General features: G+C 66.7%; 16 protein-coding genes and 1 tRNA gene. 15 read left to right on the top strand and 2 right to left on the bottom strand.

Annotation, left to right across the window (positions count from 1 at the left end):
* Positions 1-15: 15 nt before the first annotated feature.
* A complete protein-coding gene (locus tag HJD23_RS16365) occupies positions 16-1,242 on the bottom strand; it encodes a pyridoxal phosphate-dependent aminotransferase (protein ID WP_171114318.1) in 1,227 nt (408 codons plus the stop codon).
* A gap of 294 nt (positions 1,243-1,536) precedes the next feature.
* On the opposite strand from HJD23_RS16365, the gene HJD23_RS16360 reads away from it, so the two are divergent.
* From HJD23_RS16360 to HJD23_RS16315, 10 genes are all read left to right on the top strand, one after another.
* A tRNA-Trp gene (locus tag HJD23_RS16360) sits at positions 1,537-1,609 on the top strand.
* Between the two features lie 106 nt (positions 1,610-1,715).
* Positions 1,716-2,003, top strand: a complete 288-nt coding sequence (gene secE / locus HJD23_RS16355) for a preprotein translocase subunit SecE (RefSeq protein ID WP_171114319.1) — start codon at positions 1,716-1,718, stop codon at positions 2,001-2,003.
* 77 nt (positions 2,004-2,080) lie between these two features.
* Positions 2,081-2,890 carry a transcription termination/antitermination protein NusG gene (gene nusG / locus HJD23_RS16350; RefSeq protein WP_171114320.1) on the top strand — a complete coding sequence of 270 codons (810 nt, stop codon included), beginning with the start codon at positions 2,081-2,083 and terminating at the stop codon, positions 2,888-2,890.
* Positions 2,891-3,059: 169 nt separating this feature from the next.
* Complete coding sequence (gene rplK, locus HJD23_RS16345; protein WP_073940577.1) at positions 3,060-3,494, top strand: 50S ribosomal protein L11; 435 nt, start codon at positions 3,060-3,062, stop codon at positions 3,492-3,494.
* Positions 3,495-3,572: 78 nt separating this feature from the next.
* Positions 3,573-4,298, top strand: a complete 726-nt coding sequence (gene rplA / locus HJD23_RS16340; protein WP_171114321.1) for a 50S ribosomal protein L1 — start codon at positions 3,573-3,575, stop codon at positions 4,296-4,298.
* A 209-nt stretch (positions 4,299-4,507) separates the two neighbouring features.
* Positions 4,508-5,440, top strand: a complete 933-nt coding sequence (locus HJD23_RS16335; protein ID WP_171114322.1) for a hypothetical protein — start codon at positions 4,508-4,510, stop codon at positions 5,438-5,440.
* Between the two features lie 332 nt (positions 5,441-5,772).
* Positions 5,773-6,303 carry a 50S ribosomal protein L10 gene (rplJ, locus tag HJD23_RS16330; RefSeq protein WP_171114323.1) on the top strand — a complete coding sequence of 177 codons (531 nt, stop codon included), beginning with the start codon at positions 5,773-5,775 and terminating at the stop codon, positions 6,301-6,303.
* A 122-nt stretch (positions 6,304-6,425) separates the two neighbouring features.
* Positions 6,426-6,815, top strand: a complete 390-nt coding sequence (gene rplL, locus HJD23_RS16325; RefSeq protein WP_171118801.1) for a 50S ribosomal protein L7/L12 — start codon at positions 6,426-6,428, stop codon at positions 6,813-6,815.
* 589 nt (positions 6,816-7,404) lie between these two features.
* On the top strand, positions 7,405-10,890 hold the full coding sequence (gene rpoB, locus HJD23_RS16320; RefSeq protein ID WP_171114324.1) for a DNA-directed RNA polymerase subunit beta: 3,486 nt from the start codon (positions 7,405-7,407) through the stop codon (positions 10,888-10,890).
* Positions 10,891-11,009: 119 nt separating this feature from the next.
* Entirely contained in the window at positions 11,010-14,909 is a 3,900-nt protein-coding gene (locus tag HJD23_RS16315) for a DNA-directed RNA polymerase subunit beta' (protein WP_171114325.1), read from the top strand.
* 142 nt (positions 14,910-15,051) lie between these two features.
* Here the strand turns inward: HJD23_RS16315 and HJD23_RS16310 are convergent, their stop codons facing one another.
* A complete protein-coding gene (locus HJD23_RS16310) occupies positions 15,052-16,356 on the bottom strand; it encodes a glycosyltransferase family 39 protein (protein ID WP_171114326.1) in 1,305 nt (434 codons plus the stop codon).
* Positions 16,357-16,778: 422 nt separating this feature from the next.
* Here HJD23_RS16310 and rpsL point away from each other — a divergent pair, with 422 nt between their 5' ends.
* The 5 genes from rpsL (at position 16,779) to HJD23_RS16285 (ending at position 22,607) form a co-directional block, all read left to right on the top strand.
* Positions 16,779-17,150, top strand: coding sequence for a 30S ribosomal protein S12 (gene rpsL, locus HJD23_RS16305; RefSeq protein WP_003948652.1), 372 nt, complete (start codon positions 16,779-16,781; stop codon positions 17,148-17,150).
* A gap of 2 nt (positions 17,151-17,152) precedes the next feature.
* Positions 17,153-17,623: a 30S ribosomal protein S7 gene (gene rpsG / locus HJD23_RS16300; RefSeq protein ID WP_003998848.1), complete on the top strand. Its 471-nt coding sequence runs from the start codon at positions 17,153-17,155 to the stop codon at positions 17,621-17,623.
* A gap of 39 nt (positions 17,624-17,662) precedes the next feature.
* A complete protein-coding gene (gene fusA / locus HJD23_RS16295) occupies positions 17,663-19,789 on the top strand; it encodes an elongation factor G (protein WP_171114327.1) in 2,127 nt (708 codons plus the stop codon).
* A 156-nt stretch (positions 19,790-19,945) separates the two neighbouring features.
* Complete coding sequence (gene tuf / locus HJD23_RS16290; RefSeq protein ID WP_171114328.1) at positions 19,946-21,139, top strand: elongation factor Tu; 1,194 nt, start codon at positions 19,946-19,948, stop codon at positions 21,137-21,139.
* Positions 21,140-21,452: 313 nt separating this feature from the next.
* On the top strand, positions 21,453-22,607 hold the full coding sequence (locus HJD23_RS16285; RefSeq protein ID WP_240980728.1) for an acyltransferase: 1,155 nt from the start codon (positions 21,453-21,455) through the stop codon (positions 22,605-22,607).
* The last annotated feature ends 20 nt before the right edge of the window (positions 22,608-22,627 follow it).

Raw genomic sequence — 22,627 nt, 5'->3', positions numbered from 1 at the left:
CGACGTGGTGGAACGTCAGTCACGCGCCTCCGCCAGCAGCTTCTGGATACGGCTCACGCCCTCGACGAGGTCCTCGTCGCCCAGGGCGTACGACAGCCGCAGATAGCCCGGCGTGCCGAAGGCCTCGCCCGGGACGACCGCGACCTCGACCTCCTCCAGGATCAGCGCGGCCAGCTCGACGGTGTTCTGCGGGCGCTTGCCGCGGATCTCCTTGCCGAGCAGGGCCTTCACCGACGGGTACGCGTAGAAGGCGCCCTCGGGCTCGGGGCAGACCACGCCGTCGATGTCGTTGAGCATCCGGACGATCGTGCGGCGGCGGCGGTCGAAGGCCTCGCGCATCGTCGCCACGGCGCCCAGGTCGCCGGAGACGGCGGCCAGCGCGGCCATCTGGGCGACGTTCGAGACGTTCGACGTGGCGTGCGACTGGAGGTTCGTGGCGGCCTTCACGACGTCCTTCGGGCCGATGATCCAGCCCACCCGCCAGCCGGTCATGGCGTACGTCTTCGCGACACCGTTGACCACGATGCACTTGTCGCGCAGCTCCGGCAGGACGGCCGGCATCGACACGGCCGAGGCGTCGCCGTACACCAGGTGCTCGTAGATCTCGTCGGTGAGCACCCACAGGCCGTGCTCGACGGCCCAGCGGCCGATGGCCTCCGTCTCGGCCTCGGAGTAGACCGCGCCGGTCGGGTTGGACGGGGAGACGAACAGGACGACCTTCGTCCGCTCCGTGCGGGCGGCCTCCAGCTGCTCCACGCTGACCCGGTAGCCGGTCGTCTCGTCGGCGACGACCTCGACCGGGACACCGCCGGCCAGGCGGATCGACTCCGGGTACGTCGTCCAGTACGGGGCCGGGACGATGACCTCGTCGCCCGGGTCGAGGATCGCGGCGAAGGCCTCGTAGATGGCCTGCTTGCCGCCGTTGGTGACCAGGATCTGCGACGCGTCGACCTCGTAACCGGAGTCGCGCAGCGTCTTCACGGCGATCGCGGCCTTCAGCTCGGGCAGGCCGCCGGCCGGGGTGTATCGGTGGTACTTGGGGTTCTTGCAGGCCTCGATCGCGGCCTCGACGATGTAGTTCGGGGTCGGGAAGTCGGGCTCGCCGGCGCCGAATCCGATCACCGGACGCCCGGCGGCCTTCAGGGCCTTGGCCTTGGCGTCCACGGCGAGGGTGGCGGACTCGGAGATCGCGCCGATGCGGGCCGAGACCCGGCGCTCGGTGGGTGGGGTTGCAGCGCTCATGAGGCCATCGTTCCAGACCGGAAACCGGCCCGGCACACAGGTTTCACGGACTGAACAGCTCAGGGCAAACCGCTGAACAACAGTCCGGATACATCGGGTGGCCTGGGTGATCTTCGGCCGGTCCGGGGCCGAGAAGGCGGCGATCTGCCCGGGGCGCAGGCCTCACGGGCCTTTTCTGTTCGACGACCGGCTCAGGACCACGTACACTCTCACCTCGTTGGCCTTCATCGAGCCCGCACTCGACCGGTGCACACCGAGCACCCGGTTGGATGCGGTACGTTGGGGGACACACAAAGGGTCGTAGCTCAATTGGTAGAGCACCGGTCTCCAAAACCGGCGGTTGGGGGTTCAAGTCCCTCCGGCCCTGCTCCACACACCGCCAGGATGTGTGCGCAGGTACGTACAGCAATGCACCCACCGTGCGGCTCAGACCGGGCGCGGCACGGCCACGACCCGGGATCAGGTGAGGACGAATGACGGACGCCGTGGGCTCCATCGACACGCCTGACGCTCAGGGCGAGGCACCGGAGTCCCAGAAGAAGACCCGCAAGGGCGGCAAGCGTGCCAAGAAGGGCCCGCTGAAGCGTCTTGCCCTCTTCTACCGGCAGATCGTCGCGGAGCTCCGCAAGGTCGTCTGGCCTACGCGTACGCAGCTGACGCGATACACGACCGTCGTGATCATCTTTGTCGTCGTCATGATCGGACTGGTGACCGTGATTGACTATGGGCTCGACCACGCCGCCAAGTACGTCTTCGGCTGAGCCAAGAGCGAAGGGCGCCGGGACCCGGCGCCCCTTTCGCGTGTTCCACCCCCATGATCCAGGAAGAAGCAGCCACCGTGTCTGACCCGAACGTGAACGACGCCATCGAGCCGGTCGAGTCCGTGGAAGACGAGCTCGACATCGTCGAGGGTGCGGACGAGGACCTGGACGAGGCCGAGGCTGCCGACGCCGCCGCGGGTGAGCCCGCGGAGGAAGCCGCCGTGCACGTCGACGAGGAGCCCGCGGAGGAGGCCGAGCCCGAGGCCGAGCTCGACCCCGTCGAGAAGCTCCGCGAGGAACTGCGGACCCTGCCCGGCGAGTGGTACGTGATCCACACCTACGCCGGTTACGAGAACCGCGTGAAGACCAACCTGGAGCAGCGCGCCGTCTCGCTGAACGTCGAGGACTACATCTTCCAGGCCGAGGTGCCGCAGGAAGAGGTCGTCCAGATCAAGAACGGCGACCGCAAGACCATCAAGCAGAACAAGCTCCCGGGCTACGTCCTGGTCCGCATGGACCTGACGAACGAGTCCTGGGGCGTCGTCCGCAACACCCCCGGCGTCACCGGCTTCGTCGGCAACGCCTACGACCCGTACCCGCTGACCCTGGACGAGATCGTCAAGATGCTCGCCCCGGAGGCGGAGGAGAAGGCCGCCCGCGAGGCCGCCGAGGCCGAGGGCAAGCCGGCGCCGCAGCGCAAGGTCGAGGTCCAGGTGCTGGACTTCGAGGTGGGCGACTCGGTCACCGTCACCGACGGCCCGTTCGCCACGCTGCAGGCGACGATCAACGAGATCAACCCCGACTCCAAGAAGGTCAAGGGCCTGGTGGAGATCTTCGGCCGGGAGACGCCGGTCGAGCTGTCGTTCGACCAGATCCAGAAGAACTAGCGCCTTCTGGACGTACCGCTTCCGAGCAGGTCAGGCGAACGCTCGAGCGTCCGCCTGACCTGCTCGGTTTTTGGCCGCGCATCTATACCCGTTATCGTTGTGCGGTATGCCTTCTGCTGAGACGCGACTCGGCGGAGGGTAGACCCGAATCGAAAGGACCCGGAGAGCTATGCCTCCCAAGAAGAAGAAGGTCACGGGGCTCATCAAGCTCCAGATCCAGGCCGGTGCCGCCAACCCGGCCCCGCCGGTCGGCCCCGCGCTGGGTCAGCACGGCGTCAACATCATGGAGTTCTGCAAGGCCTACAACGCCGCGACCGAGTCGCAGCGTGGCTGGGTCATCCCGGTGGAGATCACGGTCTACGAGGACCGCTCCTTCACCTTCGTGACCAAGACCCCGCCGGCCGCCAAGATGATCCTCAAGGCCGCGGGCGTGGAGAAGGGCTCCGGCGAGCCGCACAAGACCAAGGTCGCGAAGATCACCCGCGAGCAGGTCCGCGAGATCGCCACCACCAAGATGCCCGACCTCAACGCCAACGACCTGGACGCCGCCGAGAAGATCATCGCCGGCACCGCCCGTTCCATGGGCGTCACGGTCGAGGGCTGAGCCCCAACCTCCCAGCAGCAGTAGTGGCAGGGCCTGCTCGGCCCGGACCACGACTCCTAAGAATCCCCAGGAGCAGTAGTGAGCAAGCGCAGCAAGTCTCTCCGCGCTGCGGACGCCAAGGTCGACCGGGAAAAGCTGTACGCCCCGCTCGAGGCCGTCCGTCTCGCCAAGGAGACCTCCACGACCAAGTTCGACGGCACCGTCGAGGTCGCCTTCCGTCTGGGTGTCGACCCGCGCAAGGCCGACCAGATGGTCCGTGGCACCGTGAACCTTCCGCACGGCACCGGTAAGACCGCCCGGGTCCTGGTCTTCGCGACCGGCGACCGTGCCGAGGCCGCGCGTGCCGCGGGCGCCGACATCGTCGGCGCCGACGAGCTGATCGACGAGGTGTCGAAGGGGCGTCTGGACTTCGACGCCGTCGTCGCCACCCCGGACCTCATGGGCAAGGTCGGCCGCCTCGGCCGTGTGCTCGGTCCCCGTGGTCTGATGCCGAACCCGAAGACCGGCACCGTGACCCCCGACGTCACCAAGGCTGTCAACGACATCAAGGGTGGCAAGATCGAGTTCCGCGTCGACAAGCACTCGAACCTGCACTTCATCATCGGCAAGACGTCGTTCGACGACACCAAGCTGGTGGAGAACTACGGCGCCGCGCTGGAGGAGATCCTCCGTCTGAAGCCGTCCGCCGCCAAGGGTCGCTACATCAAGAAGGCCGCCATCACCACCACGATGGGCCCCGGCATCCCGGTCGACCCGAACCGCACCCGCAACCTCCTCGTCGAGGAGGACCCGGCCGCGGTCTGAGCCCTCATGGCTCGCTGAAGTCGGTCACGGGCCCCGCATCCCTTCCAGGGTGCGGGGCCCGTCCCCGTTTCCGGCCGGTTGTCCAGGACGTGACCGAGCCGTTGCAGGGGAGGGCGGGAATTCTCGGGAGTCGGAGCGACCCGCTGGGTTAAGCTCACAGCGTTTTCATGTATTCGACAATCTGTTCCTTGTGTTCCTTGGGGGGATCGATGGGGCTTTCCGTACGCACGCGCGGTGGGGCGACGCTCGCCGGGACAGCGGCTCTCGTACTGGCCGGCGGGGCCGTCGGCTGCGGCGCCGAGAAGAGCGACGGCGCGTCCGGCTCCGAGCGGACCGTTCAGCAGGTTCTGACCGCCGCTTATGAGAAGACCGCCGAGGCCAAGTCCGCCAAGGTCGAGATGACCATGTCGATGCCGGACGCGATGGACGGCGGCGGCGAGGCGACCATGACCGGCGTGATGGGCTGGGACCCGATCGTCATGGACATGACCATGAAGGGCTCCATGCTCGCCACCGAGCCGGGCGCCCCGGAGCAGGTCCGCATGATCTGGCGTGACAACGTCATGTACATGGACATGGGTGCCGAGTCCGCCAAGGACATGGACGGCAAGCGCTGGATGAAGCTGGACCTCGCGGCCGCCGCCAAGGCCTCCGGGGACGAGGCGGTCGCCAAGGAGATGACCTCCGGCCTGGAGAACATGAACCAGAACCCGGCCGAGCAGCTGGCCCTGCTCCTGGAGTCGCCCAACCTCAAGCACGTCGGCAGCGAGAAGATCGACGGCGTCGAGACCGAGCACTACAAGGGCACGCTCACCGTCAAGGAGGTACTGGAGACCAACGAGGGCCTGGACCTGCTCAAGCCCAAGGAGCGCGAGCAGCTCCTGGAGAACATCGAGAAGTCCGGCATCAAGGGCTACGACACCGAGGTCTGGGTCAACGAGGACGACCTGCCGGTCCGGATGGACGTCGGCATGAAGACCCCCCAGGGCAACGTCGACATGAGCATGAAGTTCTCCGACTACGGCGCCAAGGCCGAGGTCGAGGTGCCGCCGGCCGGCGAGACCTTCGACCTCTTCGAGATGCTGAAGGGGCTGGAGGGGATGCCCGACGACGAGGGCAGCTCGGAGAGCTCGGGCGTCTGAGCCGCACCCCGCCGCCGTAGCCCTGCCGCTGTCCCTCCGTCGACGGCCTCTGACCGGATTTGCTTGACAGCGATCCGGTCAGGTACCGTCCTTCAGAAGCCAAAGACCGCTGGTCGTTGCCGCGCGCTCGTACGAGGGTGCGGTGGCCGAAGGATCCGCTGAACTGCGGACGACCCGCGCAGGTGACAGTGGAAGTGCTCCCGGAGTACGTGCGTCAACGCATGCACGGCCGGTCGAGTCCGCCCCGTGCGCCTGCGCCGGGGCGTTTCGTTTTCCCCAGTCCTCCTTCGGGTCCGCGCGGTCCGAATCACCCGGAAGGAGGCCGAGGCTCTATGGCGAGGCCCGACAAGGCTGCCGCGGTTGCCGAGCTGACGGACAAGTTCCGCAGCTCCAACGCCGCCGTGCTGACCGAGTACCGCGGTCTCACCGTGGCGCAGCTCAAGACGCTGCGCCGTTCGCTCGGTGAGAACGCCCAGTACGCCGTGGTGAAGAACACGCTGACCAAGATTGCGGCCAACGAGGCCGGGATCACGCTGGACGACCAGCTCTTCGCTGGTCCGACGGCCGTCGCCTTCGTCACCGGTGACCCGGTGGAGTCGGCGAAGGGTCTTCGTGACTTCGCCAAGGACAACCCGAACCTCATCATCAAGGGCGGTGTCCTTGACGGCAAGGCGCTGTCCGCCGATGAGATCAAGAAGCTTGCGGACCTCGAGTCCCGCGAGGTTCTGCTCAGCAAGCTGGCCGGTGCCTTCAAGGCGAAGCAGTCCCAGGCTGCCTCCGTCTTCCAGGCGCTGCCGTCGAAGCTCGTCCGCACCGTGGACGCGCTGCGCGCCAAGCAGGAAGAGCAGGGCGGTGCCGAGTAATTCGGCTCGCATCATGATCGCTGCCTGAGGCCTCCCGCCGCAGGCAACGGTCGTAGCGGGCCGAACGTACGCCCGCCAGTCATGTACATCCCGGCACCAGCCGATTTAGTGGAAGGAAAGCCATCGTGGCTCTCACCCAGGAAGAACTGCTCGCCGAGTTCGAGTCGATGACCCTGATCCAGCTCTCCGAGTTCGTGAAGGCGTTCGAGGAGAAGTTCGACGTCACCGCCGCCGCGGCCGCCCCGGTCGTCGTCGCCGGTGGTGCCGCCGGTGGCGCTGCCGCCGAGGCCGAGCCGGAGAAGGACGAGTTCGACGTCGTCCTCACCGGCGCCGGTGACAAGAAGATCCAGGTCATCAAGGTCGTGCGCGAGCTGACCTCCCTCGGCCTGAAGGAGGCCAAGGACCTGGTGGACGGCGCCCCGAAGCCCGTCCTGGAGAAGGTCGCCAAGGACGCCGCGGACAAGGCCAAGGAGGCCCTCGAGGGCGCCGGCGCCTCCGTCGAGGTCAAGTAAGGCCGACCTCTCCGCGCGCTGAGTACAGCCCCGTAGGGCTGTAACGCGAACGCACCGAAGAGCGATCATCCATCCGGGTGGTCGCTCTTCGGCGTTCTGGGGGTCCGGCGGCGGCTGCCTTGCACCCGCGGTCGCGAGGAGTAAGGTGATCTTCGTCGTGCCTCTCAGCACCCCGGGGGCAGGCTGAACGTGACGAGCGCAGCACCTCGGCTTGGGCAAGGGGGCCTTGACGAACTGCACGCAGCGCGCAATTCTCAGGACGCGTCGTCACAAGGATCCGAATCCGAGGCATGGATCGACGACGAAGAGGGCAGTATCAACGTGGCGTTGAGGGCGTGGCCTTGTCGCAGGGGTTGAGAACAACGAGGGCATCGAGGTTCTTCGAAAACCCGCACTGGACATCAGTGTGCCAAGTGGCTACACTGACCCTTTGCGCTGCCTGTTAGCTGTCCCCTGCCCGTCACCAGGGGCATGCCCTCGCTTGAGCACCGACGATCGGACCGTCCCTGACCTGGGACTATCTGTCTCTGTGTATCGGTGAGGGGCCGGTACGCGCGTAGTGAGTCCGAGCCCTCGGAAGGACCCCCTCTTGGCCGCCTCGCGCACTGCCTCGACCGCGAATATGAACAACGGCGCCAGCACCGCCCCGCTGCGCATCTCCTTTGCAAAGATCAAGGAGCCCCTCGAGGTTCCGAACCTTCTTGCGCTGCAAACCGAGAGCTTCGACTGGCTGCTCGGCAACGACGCGTGGAAGGCTCGTGTCGAGGAGGCTCTGGACAACGGTCAGGATGTCCCCACCAAGTCCGGGCTCGAGGAGATCTTCGAGGAGATCTCCCCGATCGAGGACTTCAGCGGGTCGATGTCGCTGACCTTCCGCGATCACCGCTTCGAGCCGCCGAAGAACTCGATCGACGAGTGCAAGGAGCGTGACTTCACCTACGCGGCTCCGCTCTTCGTCACCGCCGAGTTCACCAACAACGAGACCGGTGAGATCAAGTCCCAGACGGTCTTCATGGGCGACTTCCCGCTCATGACGAACAAGGGCACCTTCGTCATCAACGGCACCGAGCGTGTCGTCGTCTCGCAGCTGGTGCGCTCGCCGGGTGTCTACTTCGACTCCACGATCGACAAGACGTCCGACAAGGACATCTTCTCCGCCAAGATCATCCCGTCCCGGGGTGCCTGGCTGGAGATGGAGATCGACAAGCGCGACATGGTCGGTGTCCGCATCGACCGCAAGCGCAAGCAGTCCGTCACCGTCCTCCTGAAGGCGCTCGGCTGGACGACCGAGCAGATCCTCGAGGAGTTCGGCGAGTACGAGTCGATGCGCGCCACCCTGGAGAAGGACCACACCCAGGGCCAGGACGACGCGCTGCTCGACATCTACCGCAAGCTGCGTCCGGGCGAGCCCCCCACGCGTGAGGCCGCGCAGACGCTGCTGGAGAACCTGTACTTCAACCACAAGCGCTACGACCTCGCCAAGGTCGGCCGCTACAAGGTCAACAAGAAGCTGGGTACGGACACGCCGCTGGACGCGGGCGTCCTGACCGTCGAGGACATCATCGCGACGATCAAGTACCTGGTGAAGCTGCATGCCGGTGAGACCGAGACGGTCGGCGACTCCGGTCGCTCGATCATGGTCGAGACCGACGACATCGACCACTTCGGCAACCGCCGTATCCGCAGCGTCGGCGAGCTGATCCAGAACCAGGTCCGTACGGGTCTCGCCCGTATGGAGCGCGTCGTGCGCGAGCGCATGACCACCCAGGACGTCGAGGCGATCACGCCGCAGACCCTGATCAACATCCGGCCGGTCGTCGCCTCCATCAAGGAGTTCTTCGGCACCAGCCAGCTGTCCCAGTTCATGGACCAGAACAACCCGCTGTCGGGCCTGACGCACAAGCGTCGTCTCAACGCGCTCGGCCCGGGTGGTCTGTCCCGTGAGCGGGCCGGCTTCGAGGTCCGTGACGTGCACCCCTCGCACTACGGCCGCATGTGCCCGATCGAGACGCCGGAAGGCCCGAACATCGGTCTGATCGGCTCGCTTGCCACCTACGGCCGGGTCAACGCGTTCGGTTTCGTCGAGACCCCGTACCGCAAGGTGAACGACGGCCAGGTCACCGACGAGGTGAACTACCTGACCGCCGACGAGGAGGACCGCTTCGTCATCGCGCAGGCCAACGCGCCGCTGACCGACGAACTCCGGTTCGCCGAGGCCCGCGTCCTGGTCCGCCGCCGTGGCGGTGAGGTCGACTACGTCGCCCCCGAGGACGTGGACTACATGGACGTCTCGCCGCGCCAGATGGTGTCGGTCGCGACCGCCATGATCCCGTTCCTGGAGCACGACGACGCCAACCGTGCCCTCATGGGCGCGAACATGATGCGCCAGGCCGTGCCGCTGATCCAGGCGGAGTCCCCGCTCGTCGGCACCGGCATGGAGTACCGCTCCGCGGTCGACGCCGGCGACGTGGTCAAGGCCGAGAAGGCCGGTGTGGTCCAGGAGGTCTCCGCGGACTACATCACCACCGCCAACGACGACGGCACGTACATCACGTACCGGCTGGCCAAGTTCGCCCGCTCCAACCAGGGCACCTCGGTCAACCAGAAGGTCATCGTCGTCGAGGGCGACCGGGTCGTCGAGGGCCAGGTCCTCGCCGACGGTCCGGCCACCCAGCAGGGCGAGATGGCGCTGGGCAAGAACCTGCTGGTCGCGTTCATGCCGTGGGAGGGTCACAACTACGAGGACGCGATCATCCTGTCGCAGCGCCTCGTGCAGGACGACGTCCTCTCCTCGATCCACATCGAGGAGCACGAGGTCGACGCCCGTGACACCAAGCTCGGCCCCGAGGAGATCACCCGGGACATCCCGAACGTCTCCGAGGAGGTCCTCGCCGACCTCGACGAGCGCGGCATCATCCGCATCGGTGCCGAGGTCATCGCCGGTGACATCCTCGTCGGCAAGGTCACGCCCAAGGGCGAGACCGAGCTGACGCCCGAGGAGCGCCTGCTGCGCGCGATCTTCGGCGAGAAGGCCCGTGAGGTCCGTGACACCTCGCTGAAGGTGCCGCACGGCGAGACCGGCAAGGTCATCGGCGTGCGCGTCTTCGACCGCGAGGAGGGCGACGAGCTGCCGCCGGGCGTGAACCAGCTGGTCCGCGTCTACGTCGCGCAGAAGCGCAAGATCACCGACGGTGACAAGCTCGCCGGCCGCCACGGCAACAAGGGTGTCATTTCGAAGATCCTGCCGATCGAGGACATGCCGTTCCTGGAGGACGGCACCCCGGTCGACATCATCCTCAACCCGCTGGGTGTGCCGTCCCGAATGAACCCGGGACAGGTTCTGGAGATCCACCTCGGCTGGCTCGCCAGCCGCGGCTGGGACGTCTCCGGCCTCGCCGACGAGTGGGCGCAGCGCCTGCAGGCCATCGGCGCCGACCAGGTCGAGCCCGGCACCAACGTCGCCACCCCGGTCTTCGACGGTGCGCGTGAGGACGAGCTCGCGGGTCTGCTGCAGCACACCATCCCGAACCGCGACGGCGAGCGCATGGTGCTCCCGTCCGGCAAGGCGCGGCTGTTCGACGGCCGTAGCGGTGAGCCGTTCCCGGACCCGATCTCGGTCGGCTACATGTACATCCTGAAGCTGCACCACCTGGTCGACGACAAGCTGCACGCCCGTTCGACCGGTCCGTACTCGATGATCACCCAGCAGCCGCTGGGTGGTAAGGCCCAGTTCGGTGGCCAGCGGTTCGGCGAGATGGAGGTGTGGGCACTCGAGGCGTACGGCGCCGCCTACGCCCTCCAGGAGCTGCTGACCATCAAGTCCGACGACGTCACCGGCCGCGTGAAGGTCTACGAGGCCATCGTCAAGGGCGAGAACATCCCCGAACCCGGCATCCCCGAGTCCTTCAAGGTGCTCATCAAGGAGATGCAGTCCCTGTGCCTGAACGTGGAGGTGCTGTCCAGCGACGGTATGTCCATCGAGATGCGTGACACCGACGAGGACGTCTTCCGCGCTGCGGAGGAGCTCGGCATCGACCTGTCCCGGCGTGAGCCGAGCAGCGTCGAAGAGGTCTGACGGAGTCCGGTGGGCCTTCTGAAAAAGCTGAACAAACAGAACAGCAACAGAAGGCCCGCCGACCCCGGGACCCCGTTTCAGACCCCAAGACTTACGACCCTGAGAGGGATTGACGCATAGTGCTCGACGTCAACTTCTTCGACGAGCTCCGGATCGGCCTGGCCACCGCTGACGACATCCGTCAGTGGAGCCACGGCGAGGTCAAGAAGCCCGAGACCATCAACTACCGCACCCTCAAGCCCGAGAAGGACGGACTCTTCTGCGAGAAGATCTTCGGTCCGACCCGGGACTGGGAGTGCTACTGCGGCAAGTACAAGCGCGTCCGCTTCAAGGGCATCATCTGCGAGCGCTGTGGCGTCGAGGTCACGCGCGCCAAGGTGCGCCGTGAGCGGATGGGCCACATCGAGCTGGCCGCGCCCGTCACGCACATCTGGTACTTCAAGGGCGTCCCGTCGCGGCTGGGCTACCTGCTCGACCTCGCCCCGAAGGACCTGGAGAAGGTCATCTACTTCGCCGCGTACATGATCACGTACGTGGACGAGGAGCGCCGTACGCGCGACCTGCCCTCGCTGGAGGCGCATGTCTCCGTCGAGCGCCAGCAGATCGAGCAGCGCCGGGACGCCGACCTGGAGGCCCGCGCCAAGAAGCTCGAGGCCGACCTGGCCGAGTTGGAGGCCGAGGGCGCCAAGTCCGACGTGCGCCGCAAGGTGCGCGAGGGCGCCGAGCGGGAGATGAAGCAGCTGCGCGACCGTGCGCAGCGCGAGATCGACCGTCTCGACGAGGTGTGGAACCGGTTCAAGAACCTCAAGGTCCAGGACCTGGAGGGCGACGAGCTGCTCTACCGCGAGCTGCGTGACCGCTTCGGCACGTACTTCGACGGTTCGATGGGTGCCGCGGCGCTGCAGAAGCGTCTGGAGTCCTTCGACCTGGACGAGGAGGCCGAGCGCCTCCGCGAGATCATCCGCACCGGCAAGGGCCAGAAGAAGACCCGCGCCCTGAAGCGGCTGAAGGTCGTCTCCGCGTTCCTGCAGACGTCCAACAGCCCCAAGGGCATGGTCCTCGACTGCGTCCCGGTGATCCCGCCGGACCTGCGTCCGATGGTGCAGCTGGACGGTGGCCGCTTCGCGACCTCCGACCTGAACGACCTGTACCGCCGTGTGATCAACCGGAACAACCGACTGAAGCGGCTTCTCGACCTCGGCGCGCCCGAGATCATCGTGAACAACGAGAAGCGCATGCTTCAGGAGGCCGTCGACGCGCTGTTCGACAACGGCCGCCGTGGCCGTCCGGTCACCGGTCCGGGCAACCGCCCGCTGAAGTCCCTCAGCGACATGCTGAAGGGCAAGCAGGGCCGCTTCCGCCAGAACCTGCTCGGTAAGCGTGTGGACTACTCCGCGCGTTCCGTGATCGTCGTCGGTCCGCAGCTGAAGCTGCACCAGTGCGGTCTGCCGAAGGCGATGGCGCTGGAGCTGTTCAAGCCGTTCGTGATGAAGCGCCTGGTCGACCTGAACCACGCGCAGAACATCAAGAGCGCCAAGCGCATGGTGGAGCGCGGCCGCACCGTCGTGTACGACGTCCTCGAAGAGGTCATCGCCGAGCACCCGGTGCTGCTGAACCGTGCGCCCACCCTGCACCGCCTCGGCATCCAGGCCTTCGAGCCGCAGCTGGTCGAGGGCAAGGCCATCCAGATCCACCCGCTCGTGTGCACCGCGTTCAACGCGGACTTCGACGGTGACCAGATGGCCGTGCACCTGCCGCTGTCCGCGGAGGCGCAGGCCGAGGCCCGCATCCTGATGCTGTCCTCGAACAACATCCTCAAGCCGGCCGACGGCCGTCCGGTGACGATGCCGACCCAGGACATGGTGCTGGGCCTGTACTTCCTCACCACGGACGACGAGGGCCGCGCCATCAAGGGCGCCGACCGTCCGTTCTCCTCGGTCGCCGAGGCGATCATGGCGTTCGACGCCGGCGAGCTGTCGCTGCAGGCGCGGGTCGACATCCGCTTCCCGGTGGGCACCATCCCGCCGCGTGGCTGGGTGCCGCCGGTCCGTGAGGAGGGCGAGCCGGAGTGGCAGCAGGGTGACAGCTTCACGCTGAAGACCACGCTGGGCCGTGCGCTCTTCAACGAGCTGCTGCCCGAGGACTACCCGTTCGTCGACTACGAGGTCGGCAAGAAGCAGCTCTCCCAGATCGTCAACGACCTGGCCGAGCGCTACCCGAAGGTCATCGTGGCGGCCACGCTCGACAACCTGAAGGCGGCCGGCTTCTACTGGGCCACCCGTTCCGGCGTCACCGTCGCCATCTCCGACGTCGTCGTCCCCGACGCGAAGAAGGCGATCGTCGCCGGGTACGAGGCGCAGGACGAGAAGGTCCAGAAGCAGTACGAGCGCGGTCTGATCACCAAGGACGAGCGCACGCAGGAGCTCATCGCGATCTGGACCAAGGCGACCAACGAGGTCGCCGAGGCGATGAACGACAACTTCCCGAAGACCAACCCGATCTTCATGATGGTGAACTCGGGTGCACGAGGCAACATGATGCAGATGCGTCAGATTGCCGGTATGCGTGGTCTGGTGTCGAACGCGAAGAACGAGACCATCCCGCGTCCGATCAAGGCGTCCTTCCGTGAGGGCCTGTCCGTGCTGGAGTACTTCATCTCCACGCACGGTGCCCGTAAGGGTCTGGCGGACACCGCTCTGCGTACCGCCGACTCGGGTTACCTCACCCGTCGTCTGGTCGACGTCTCGCAGGACGTCATCATCCGCGAGGAGGACTGCGGCACCGACCGTGGTCTGCGGCTGAACATCGCCACGCGGGGCGCCGACGGTGCGCTGCTGAAGGCGGAGGACGTCGAGACGTCCGTGTACGCCCGCTGCCTCGCCGAGGACATCGTCGTGGACGGCAAGGTGCTGGCCCCGGCCGGTACCGACCTGGGCGACGTGCTCATCGACGAGCTGATCCTGCACGGGGTCTCCGAGGTCAAGACCCGCTCGGTCCTGACCTGCGAGTCCGCCGTCGGCACCTGCGCCATGTGCTACGGCCGCTCGCTGGCCACCGGCAAGCTGGTCGACATCGGTGAGGCGGTCGGCATCATCGCCGCCCAGTCCATCGGTGAGCCCGGTACCCAGCTGACGATGCGTACCTTCCACACCGGTGGTGTGGCCGGTGACGACATCACCCAGGGTCTGCCGCGTGTCGTCGAGCTCTTCGAGGCCCGTACCCCGAAGGGTGTCGCCCCGATCTCCGAGGCCACCGGCCGCGTCCGGATCGAGGAGACCGAGAAGACCAAGAAGATCGTCGTCACCCCGGACGACGGCAGCGACGAGACGGCGTACCCGATCTCGAAGCGTGCCCGGCTCCTGGTCAGCGAGGGCGAGCACGTCGAGGTGGGCCAGAAGCTCACCGTGGGTGCCACCAACCCGCACGACGTGCTGCGCATCCTGGGTCAGCGTGCCGTCCAGGTCCACCTGGTCGGCGAGGTCCAGAAGGTGTACAACTCGCAGGGTGTGTCGATCCACGACAAGCACATCGAGATCATCATCCGGCAGATGCTCCGCCGTGTGACGATCATCGAGTCCGGCGACGCCGAGCTGCTGCCCGGTGAGCTGGTCGAGCGCTCGCGCTTCGAGCACGAGAACCGTCGTGTGGTCCAGGAGGGCGGTCACCCGGCCTCCGGTCGTCCGCAGCTCATGGGTATCACCAAGGCCTCGCTGGCGACCGAGTCCTGGCTGTCGGCGGCGTCCTTCCAGGAGACGACCAGGGTCCTCACGGACGCGGCGATCAACGCCAAGTCCGACTCCCTGATCGGCCTCAAGGAGAACGTCATCATCGGTAAGCTCATCCCGGCCGGTACGGGTCTGTCCCGCTACCGCAACATCCGGGTCGAGCCGACCGAGGAGGCCAAGGCCGCGATGTACTCGGCCGTGGGCTACGACGACATCGACTACTCGCCGTTCGGTACGGGCTCCGGCCAGGCCGTGCCGCTGGAGGACTACGACTACGGTCCGTACAACCAGTAAGCGAGTCGCTCGAGTCGAGGGGCGGTCCCTTTCGGGGGGCCGCCCCTCGGCGTCTGTTCACCGGCGAGGCGATGCGCTCCTCGTGGTCGGCGAGCTGCTTGTCTTCGTACGAGTCAACTCGCCACGCGGGCGAGGGTGGCGCCTACGGGACTCCCAGTTCGAACAGCACGTAGTGCGCGTACCAGCCCGACGCCGGTGCCGCGATCGCGAAGAAGAGCGTCAGGGTCGGCCATCCGAGCCTGGCCATCGCGGCGGCGGGGGCGAGCAGGAGGGGGAAGCAGGGGAGCAGGTAGCGGGGGGTGTTGCCGAAGATCTGCTGGGTGCCCAGGACGCTGACGATGCTCGCCAGCGTGTAGGCGACCAGCACCAGCGGCGGCCGCTTGCGCAGCATCAGCGCGATCAGGAACGGCAGCGCCAGCACCAGCTGGACGGCGAGCAGGTCGGGGACGGAGAACGCGAAGATGTAGTCGTGCTCCCCGATGGCCGTGTTGGCCAGCACGTCGAGGGTGTAGGAACCGAAGTCGAAGAAGTGCGCCCACCCCTCGCGCTGGAGCGTGAAGTACGCCGTCAGCTCGCCCATGCTGAGCCCGACCCAGACGACATAGGTGAGCAGGCCGAGCGGCGCGGCGATCATGGCGTAGACCGGCCCCGCCACCCCGTGCTTGCGCCGGCTCTCCCGCCGGGCCAGCGTCACCAGCGCGGCGAGCCCCACGGCGCCGATGAGCGCGGCGGACGTGGGCCGGTTGAGGCCGGCCACGAAGGCCAGCAGCCCGGCGGCCACCCAGCGGCCCTTCATCACGCAGTAGCAGCACCAGGCGGCGATCGCCACGAACACGGACTCCGAGTACACCGCCCACTCGACACCCGCGCCGGGCACCACCGCCCACAGCCCGGCGGCGATGGTGCCCGCGCGGGCGCCCGCGAGCAGCGAGATCACGGCGTAGATACCGGCGGCCGCGACGAAGGAGGCGATCACCGAGACGAGGATTCCGGACCCGTACAGCCCGAGCCCGGTCACCTCCGAGGTGCCCCGGATCAGGCCCGGGTAGAGGGGGAAGAACGCGACGGAGTTCTGCTCGACCGTGAACATGCCGCCGGGATCCAGCCGGCGCAGCGGCCCGGGGTCGTACCCCTTCTCGGCGACCTGGAGGTACCACCAGCCGTCCCAGGTCGCGAGTACGTCCCACCAGTGCGCGCCGCCGCCGAAGCGGGGGTTCTTCTCCCGGTAGCTCCCGGAGGCCATCAGCAGGGCGGCGAAGACGACGGTCCCGACGAGCTTGGCGGCGCCGTACAGGAGCAGGGGATCGGCGTACGGCCGCAGGCCGTCCGGCACCCTCAGGCGCAGCCCGTCCGGCAATCCGGGACGCCGTACCCTTCGGGGCCGCTGTGCGCCCTTGTCGTCGGTCGCGGCGGAATCCGTCGCCGCGGAACTGGCAGCCGTACTCATGACTGTGGGTCCCCCCTCGGCCCGATCACCGGGCCCCGGGCGGGGCATCACAGTCCGGATGATCGTGAAACATCTGTCATAAGATCCCCACAGGGTCGCACATGTGTGCAAGGCGGTGGGGGCGGGGTCCGGCCGGGTTCGGCCGGACAGGAGATTGTGACGCGGTCGGTGTGGCCCGGTCGGCGCCGGGCATTTGTTTTGACCGCAGCGTATGCGGTAGGTACGCTCAGACCTTGTGCCTGGGGTGTGCCCTGGCTTTCGTGCGTGCCTTCAACCGCATGGGGAGTCCGCGAGCGGCCACCGTAATCTGCGCTTCTTTCTGCCTTGCGGCGGGAGTCCGCGGGATTCGACACACCCGACCGCGTGGGTCGGCGACGTTCCAGGTTAGCTGTACCCATCGGCACACAGAAACCGGAGAAGTAGTGCCTACGATCCAGCAGCTGGTCCGTAAGGGCCGGCAGGACAAGGTCGAGAAGAACAAGACGCCCGCACTCGAGGGTTCCCCTCAGCGTCGTGGCGTCTGCACGCGTGTGTTCACGACCACCCCGAAGAAGCCGAACTCGGCCCTGCGTAAGGTCGCGCGTGTGCGTCTGACCAGCGGGATCGAGGTCACGGCCTACATTCCGGGTGAGGGACACAACCTGCAGGAGCACTCCATCGTGCTCGTGCGCGGCGGCCGTGTGAAGGACCTGCCGGGTGTTCGCTACAAGATCATCCGTGGCTCGCTCGACACCCAGGGTGTCAAGAACCGCAAGCAGGCCCGCAGCCGCTACGGCGCCAAGAAGGAGAAGTAAGAATGCCTCGTAAGGGCCCCGCCCCGAAGCGCCCGGTCATCATCGACCCGGTTTACGGCTCCCCCCTGGTGACCTCCCTGATCAACAAGGTGCTGCTGAACGGCAAGCGCTCGACTGCCGAGCGGATCGTTTACGGCGCCATGGAGGGCCTGCGCGAGAAGACCGGCAACGACCCGGTCATCACCCTCAAGCGCGCTCTCGAGAACATCAAGCCGACCCTCGAGGTCAAGTCCCGCCGTGTCGGTGGCGCCACCTACCAGGTCCCGGTCGAGGTCAAGCCCGGCCGTGCCAACACCCTGGCGCTGCGCTGGCTGGTCGGCTACTCCCGCGCCCGTCGCGAGAAGACCATGACCGAGCGTCTGCTCAACGAGCTCCTCGACGCGTCCAACGGCCTCGGTGCCGCTGTGAAGAAGCGCGAGGACACGCACAAGATGGCCGAGTCCAACAAGGCCTTCGCGCACTACCGCTGGTAGTCGCTACCCACATCGAGACCGAGAGAAGACTGAAGCCTTATGGCTACCACTTCGCTTGACCTGGCCAGGGTGCGCAACATCGGCATCATGGCCCACATCGACGCGGGCAAGACGACCACCACCGAGCGGATCCTGTTCTACACCGGTGTTTCGTACAAGATCGGTGAGGTCCACGACGGCGCTGCCACCATGGACTGGATGGAGCAGGAGCAGGAGCGTGGCATCACGATCACCTCGGCTGCCACCACCTGCCACTGGCCGCTGGAGAACGTCGACCACACCATCAACATCATCGACACCCCGGGGCACGTCGACTTCACCGTTGAGGTGGAGCGCTCCCTGCGTGTGCTCGACGGTGCCGTGACGGTGTTCGACGGCGTTGCCGGCGTCGAGCCCCAGTCCGAGACGGTGTGGCGTCAGGCGGACCGCTACGGCGTTCCGCGTATCTGCTTCGTGAACAAGCTCGACCGCACCGGTGCCGAGTTCCACCGCTGTGTCGACATGATCTCCGACCGCCTGGGCGCGCAGCCGCTGGTCATGCAGCTGCCGATCGGTGCCGAGGCGGACTTCAAGGGCGTCGTCGACCTGGTGAAGATGAAGGCCCTGGTGTGGTCCGCCGAGGCCACCAAGGGCGAGATGTACGACACCGTCGACATCCCGGCCACGCACACCGAGGCCGCCGAGGAGTGGCGCGGCAAGCTGCTCGAGGCCGTCGCGGAGAACGACGAGGAGATGATGGAGCTGTACCTGGAGGGCGAGGAGCCCTCCGAGGAGCAGCTGTACGCGGCGATCCGCCGTATCACCATCGCCTCCGGCAAGGGCCAGGGCACCACGGTCACCCCGGTGTTCTGCGGCACCGCGTTCAAGAACAAGGGCGTTCAGCCCCTGCTCGACGCGGTCGTGCGCTACCTGCCGTCCCCGGTCGACATCGAGGCCATCGAGGGCCACGACGTCAAGGACCCGGAGACGGTCATCAAGCGCAAGCCGTCCGACGACGAGCCGCTGTCGGCGCTGGCGTTCAAGATCATGAGCGACCCGCACCTCGGCAAGCTCACCTTCGTCCGCGTGTACTCCGGCCGCCTGGAGTCCGGCACCGCCGTGCTGAACTCCGTCAAGGGCCGCAAGGAGCGCATCGGCAAGATCTACCGCATGCACGCCAACAAGCGTGAGGAGATCGAGTCGGTGGGCGCCGGCGACATCGTCGCCGTGATGGGCCTGAAGCAGACCACCACCGGTGAGACGCTGTCCGACGACAAGAACCCGGTGATCCTGGAGTCCATGGACTTCCCGGCGCCGGTCATCCAGGTCGCCATCGAGCCCAAGTCGAAGGGCGACCAGGAGAAGCTCGGCGTCGCGATCCAGCGGCTGGCCGAGGAGGACCCGTCCTTCCAGGTCCACTCCGACGAGGAGACCGGCCAGACCATCATCGGCGGTATGGGCGAGCTGCACCTCGAGGTGCTGGTCGACCGGATGCGCCGTGAGTTCAAGGTCGAGGCCAACGTCGGCAAGCCGCAGGTCGCGTACCGCGAGACGATCCGCAAGGCCGTCGAGAAGGTCGAGTACACCCACAAGAAGCAGACGGGTGGTACCGGTCAGTTCGGTCGCGTCATCATCGCGATCGAGCCCATCGAGGGCGGCGACGCCTCCTACGAGTTCGTCAACCAGGTCACTGGTGGTCGTATCCCGAAGGAGTACATCCCCTCGGTCGACGCCGGCTGCCAGGAGGCCATGCAGTTCGGCATCCTCGCCGGTTACGAGATGACCGGTGTGCGTGTGACGCTGCTCGACGGTGCCTACCACGAGGTCGACTCCTCCGAGCTCGCGTTCAAGATCGCCGGTTCGCAGGCCTTCAAGGAGGCCGCGCGCAAGGCGTCCCCCGTGCTCCTCGAGCCGATGATGGCCGTCGAGGTCACCACGCCCGAGGACTACATGGGTGACGTCATCGGCGACATCAACTCCCGCCGTGGCCAGATCCAGGCCATGGAGGAGCGGGCCGGTGCCCGCGTCGTGAAGGGCCTCGTGCCCCTGTCGGAGATGTTCGGCTACGTCGGAGACCTCCGCAGCAAGACGTCGGGTCGCGCAAGCTACTCGATGCAGTTCGACTCCTACGCCGAGGTTCCGCGGAACGTCGCCGAGGAGATCATCGCGAAGGCCAAGGGCGAGTAACGCACCGCGTTCACACGCCGTAGGCTTGACTCCGGAGCCTCACGGGGCATTCCCCCGCATTCCCGGGTGAATGCCCCGGGTTCCGGGTTTTGACAGCAAAGATCACCTGGCGCCGATGAAGTAAGGCGTACAGAACCACTCCACAGGAGGACCCCAGTGGCGAAGGCGAAGTTCGAGCGGACTAAGCCGCACGTCAACATCGGCACCATCGGTCACATCGACCACGGTAAGACGACCCTCACGGCCGCCATTACCAAGGTGCTGCACGACGCGTACCCGGACCTGAACGAGGCCACCCCGTTCGACAACATCGACAAGGCGCCGGAAGAGCGTCAGCGCGGTATCACCATCTCCATCGCGCACGTCGAGTACCAGACCGAGGCGCGTCACTACGCCCACGTCGACTGCCCGGGTCACGCGGACTACATCAAGAACATGATCACCGGTGCCGCCCAGATGGACGGCGCGATCCTGGTGGTCGCCGCCACCGACGGCCCGATGCCGCAGACCAAGGAGCACGTGCTCCTGGCCCGCCAGGTCGGCGTTCCGTACATCGTCGTCGCCCTGAACAAGGCCGACATGGTGGACGACGAGGAGATCATGGAGCTCGTCGAGCTCGAGGTCCGTGAGCTGCTCTCCGAGTACGAGTTCCCGGGCGACGACCTGCCGGTCGTCCGTGTCTCCGCGCTCAAGGCCCTGGAGGGCGAGCAGGAGTGGGTCGACTCCGTCCTCAACCTGATGAAGGCTGTCGACGAGTCCATCCCGCAGCCCGAGCGTGACGTCGACAAGCCGTTCCTGATGCCGATCGAGGACGTCTTCACGATCACCGGTCGCGGTACGGTCGTCACCGGCCGTATCGAGCGTGGTGTCCTCAAGGTCAACGAGAACGTCGACATCATCGGCATCAAGACCGAGAAGACCTCCACCACGGTCACCGGCATCGAGATGTTCCGCAAGCTGCTCGACGAGGGCCAGGCCGGTGAGAACGTCGGTCTGCTGCTCCGCGGCATCAAGCGCGAGGACGTCGAGCGCGGCCAGTGCATCATCAAGCCGGGCTCTGTCACCCCGCACACCGAGTTCGAGGCCCAGGCCTACATCCTGTCGAAGGACGAGGGTGGTCGCCACACCCCGTTCTTCAACAACTACCGCCCGCAGTTCTACTTCCGTACGACTGACGTGACCGGTGTCGTGCACCTCCCCGAGGGCACCGAGATGGTCATGCCGGGCGACAACACCGAGATGCGCGTCGAGCTGATCCAGCCCGTCGCCATGGAGGAGGGCCTGAAGTTCGCCATCCGTGAGGGTGGCCGGACCGTGGGCGCCGGCCAGGTCACCAAGATCGTCAAGTAAGTGACCTGGTAGCTCCAGCTGCGAGCTCCTGAAGGGGCCCGTACGACTTCGGTCGTACGGGCCCCTTTGCCGTGCCCGGCCGCATTCGAAAATCCAGACGGTTGCGCTCGGTCTGAGTGAAAACTGGTCGAACGTTGTGCGGCGGATTGGCGAGAGTTACGGCAACTCCCTGTGACCACGGGGGGATTGTTCTTTTCTGGACCCGTGGGACGGCAGCCGCCGACGTAGCGTGAAGCGTCTGTCCAGTGGCCGTCGGGCCCCGAGTCTCTCCCGAGGATGGCTAGGTCTCCTGATGCAGGGTGTGCGCAGCCGATTGTCGATACCCATGCCGGTCGCGGCGGCAGAGCAGCCGCCGCAGCCGCTGGGTGCGCCGAAGGCAGCCACCTCGGCACGCGCCGCCCGGCGTCCGCGGCTCTACGTCGTCGACGGCATCCGCCTCGTCGCCGCGCTGATGGTCGTCCTGCACCACTTCGCCGGTACCCGCCGGGCCAACGAGCCGGGCAACATCATCTGGGACCGCCCGGTGTCGGAGCTCATGCCGACGGTGTTCCGGGTCGCCTCCTTCGGCTGGATCGGCGTCGAGATCTTCTTCGTGATCAGCGGCTTTGTGATCTGCATGTCGTGCTGGGGCCGGACGCCGAAGGACTTCTTCGTCTCGCGCGTGATCCGGCTCTACCCGGCGTACTGGTTCGCCGTCTTCTTCACGTCGGCCGTGCTGGTGCTGCTGCCGGGTGTGCAGGAGCGGCTGCGGCTGCGGGAGATCCTGTTCAACCTGACGATGCTCCAGGCCGGTTCCGACATTCCGAACGTCGACCCCGTGTACTGGACGCTCTGGTCGGAGCTGCGGTTCTATTTGTTGTTCCTCGTCGTCGTGGCCATGGGCCTGACGTACCGTCGGGTCGTCGTCTTCTGCTGTATCTGGGGTGCGGCGGCGATGCTGGCGCCGATCTCCAAGTTCCCGCTGCTGACGCTGGTCGCCGACCCGAGCGCCGCCTGGTACTTCATCGCCGGTCTCGCCCTCTACCTCATGCACCGCTTCGGCCAGGACCTGCTGCTGTGGGGCATCCTCGCGATGTCCTGGCTGATGGGGCAGCTGGAGCTGGGGGAGCGGGTCGAGTACGAACAGGTCAGCAGCTGGCGCGGCGCGGTCGTCATCTTCACCGCGTTCATGCTGCTGATGGTGGCCATCGCGCTCGGCCACACCGACCGCATCCGCTGGAAGTGGCTGGTGACGGCGGGCTGCCTGACGTACCCGCTCTACCTCATGCACTACCTCGCGGGCATCGTCTTCATCCACCACCTGCGCGGCACCATGGACCCCCGCCTCCTGGTCGCGGTCCTGGTCGCCGGGTTCCTGGTGCTGAGCTGGCTGGTGCACCGGTTCGTGGAACGGCCGGTGGCGCGGGCGTTGAAGCGGGGGCTGGAGTCGTCGTTCGTGCGGTTGCGGAGGTTTGAGCGGGTGGTCTGACGAACTCAAAAGCGGCTACA

The organism is Streptomyces sp. Z423-1, assembly GCF_013009255.1.
Taxonomy (GTDB): Bacteria; Actinomycetota; Actinomycetes; order Streptomycetales; family Streptomycetaceae; genus Streptomyces; species Streptomyces gossypiisoli.
The sequence above is the reverse complement of the archived record's forward strand: the minus strand, read 5'-3'. Positions and strand labels throughout refer to the sequence as shown.

Excerpts from the sequence above, each read along its gene's own strand:
- HJD23_RS16365 (WP_171114318.1), bottom strand. The coding sequence starts at position 1,242 with ATGAGCGCTGCAACCCCACCCACCGAGCGCCGGGTCTCGGCCCGCATC.
- HJD23_RS16310 (WP_171114326.1), bottom strand. The coding sequence starts at position 16,356 with ATGAGTACGGCTGCCAGTTCCGCGGCGACGGATTCCGCCGCGACCGAC.
- fusA (WP_171114327.1), top strand. The coding sequence starts at position 17,663 with ATGGCTACCACTTCGCTTGACCTGGCCAGGGTGCGCAACATCGGCATC.
- HJD23_RS16335 (WP_171114322.1), top strand. The coding sequence starts at position 4,508 with ATGGGGCTTTCCGTACGCACGCGCGGTGGGGCGACGCTCGCCGGGACA.
- rpsG (WP_003998848.1), top strand. The coding sequence starts at position 17,153 with ATGCCTCGTAAGGGCCCCGCCCCGAAGCGCCCGGTCATCATCGACCCG.
- rplJ (WP_171114323.1), top strand. The coding sequence starts at position 5,773 with ATGGCGAGGCCCGACAAGGCTGCCGCGGTTGCCGAGCTGACGGACAAG.
- secE (WP_171114319.1), top strand. The coding sequence starts at position 1,716 with ATGACGGACGCCGTGGGCTCCATCGACACGCCTGACGCTCAGGGCGAG.
- rplK (WP_073940577.1), top strand. The coding sequence starts at position 3,060 with ATGCCTCCCAAGAAGAAGAAGGTCACGGGGCTCATCAAGCTCCAGATC.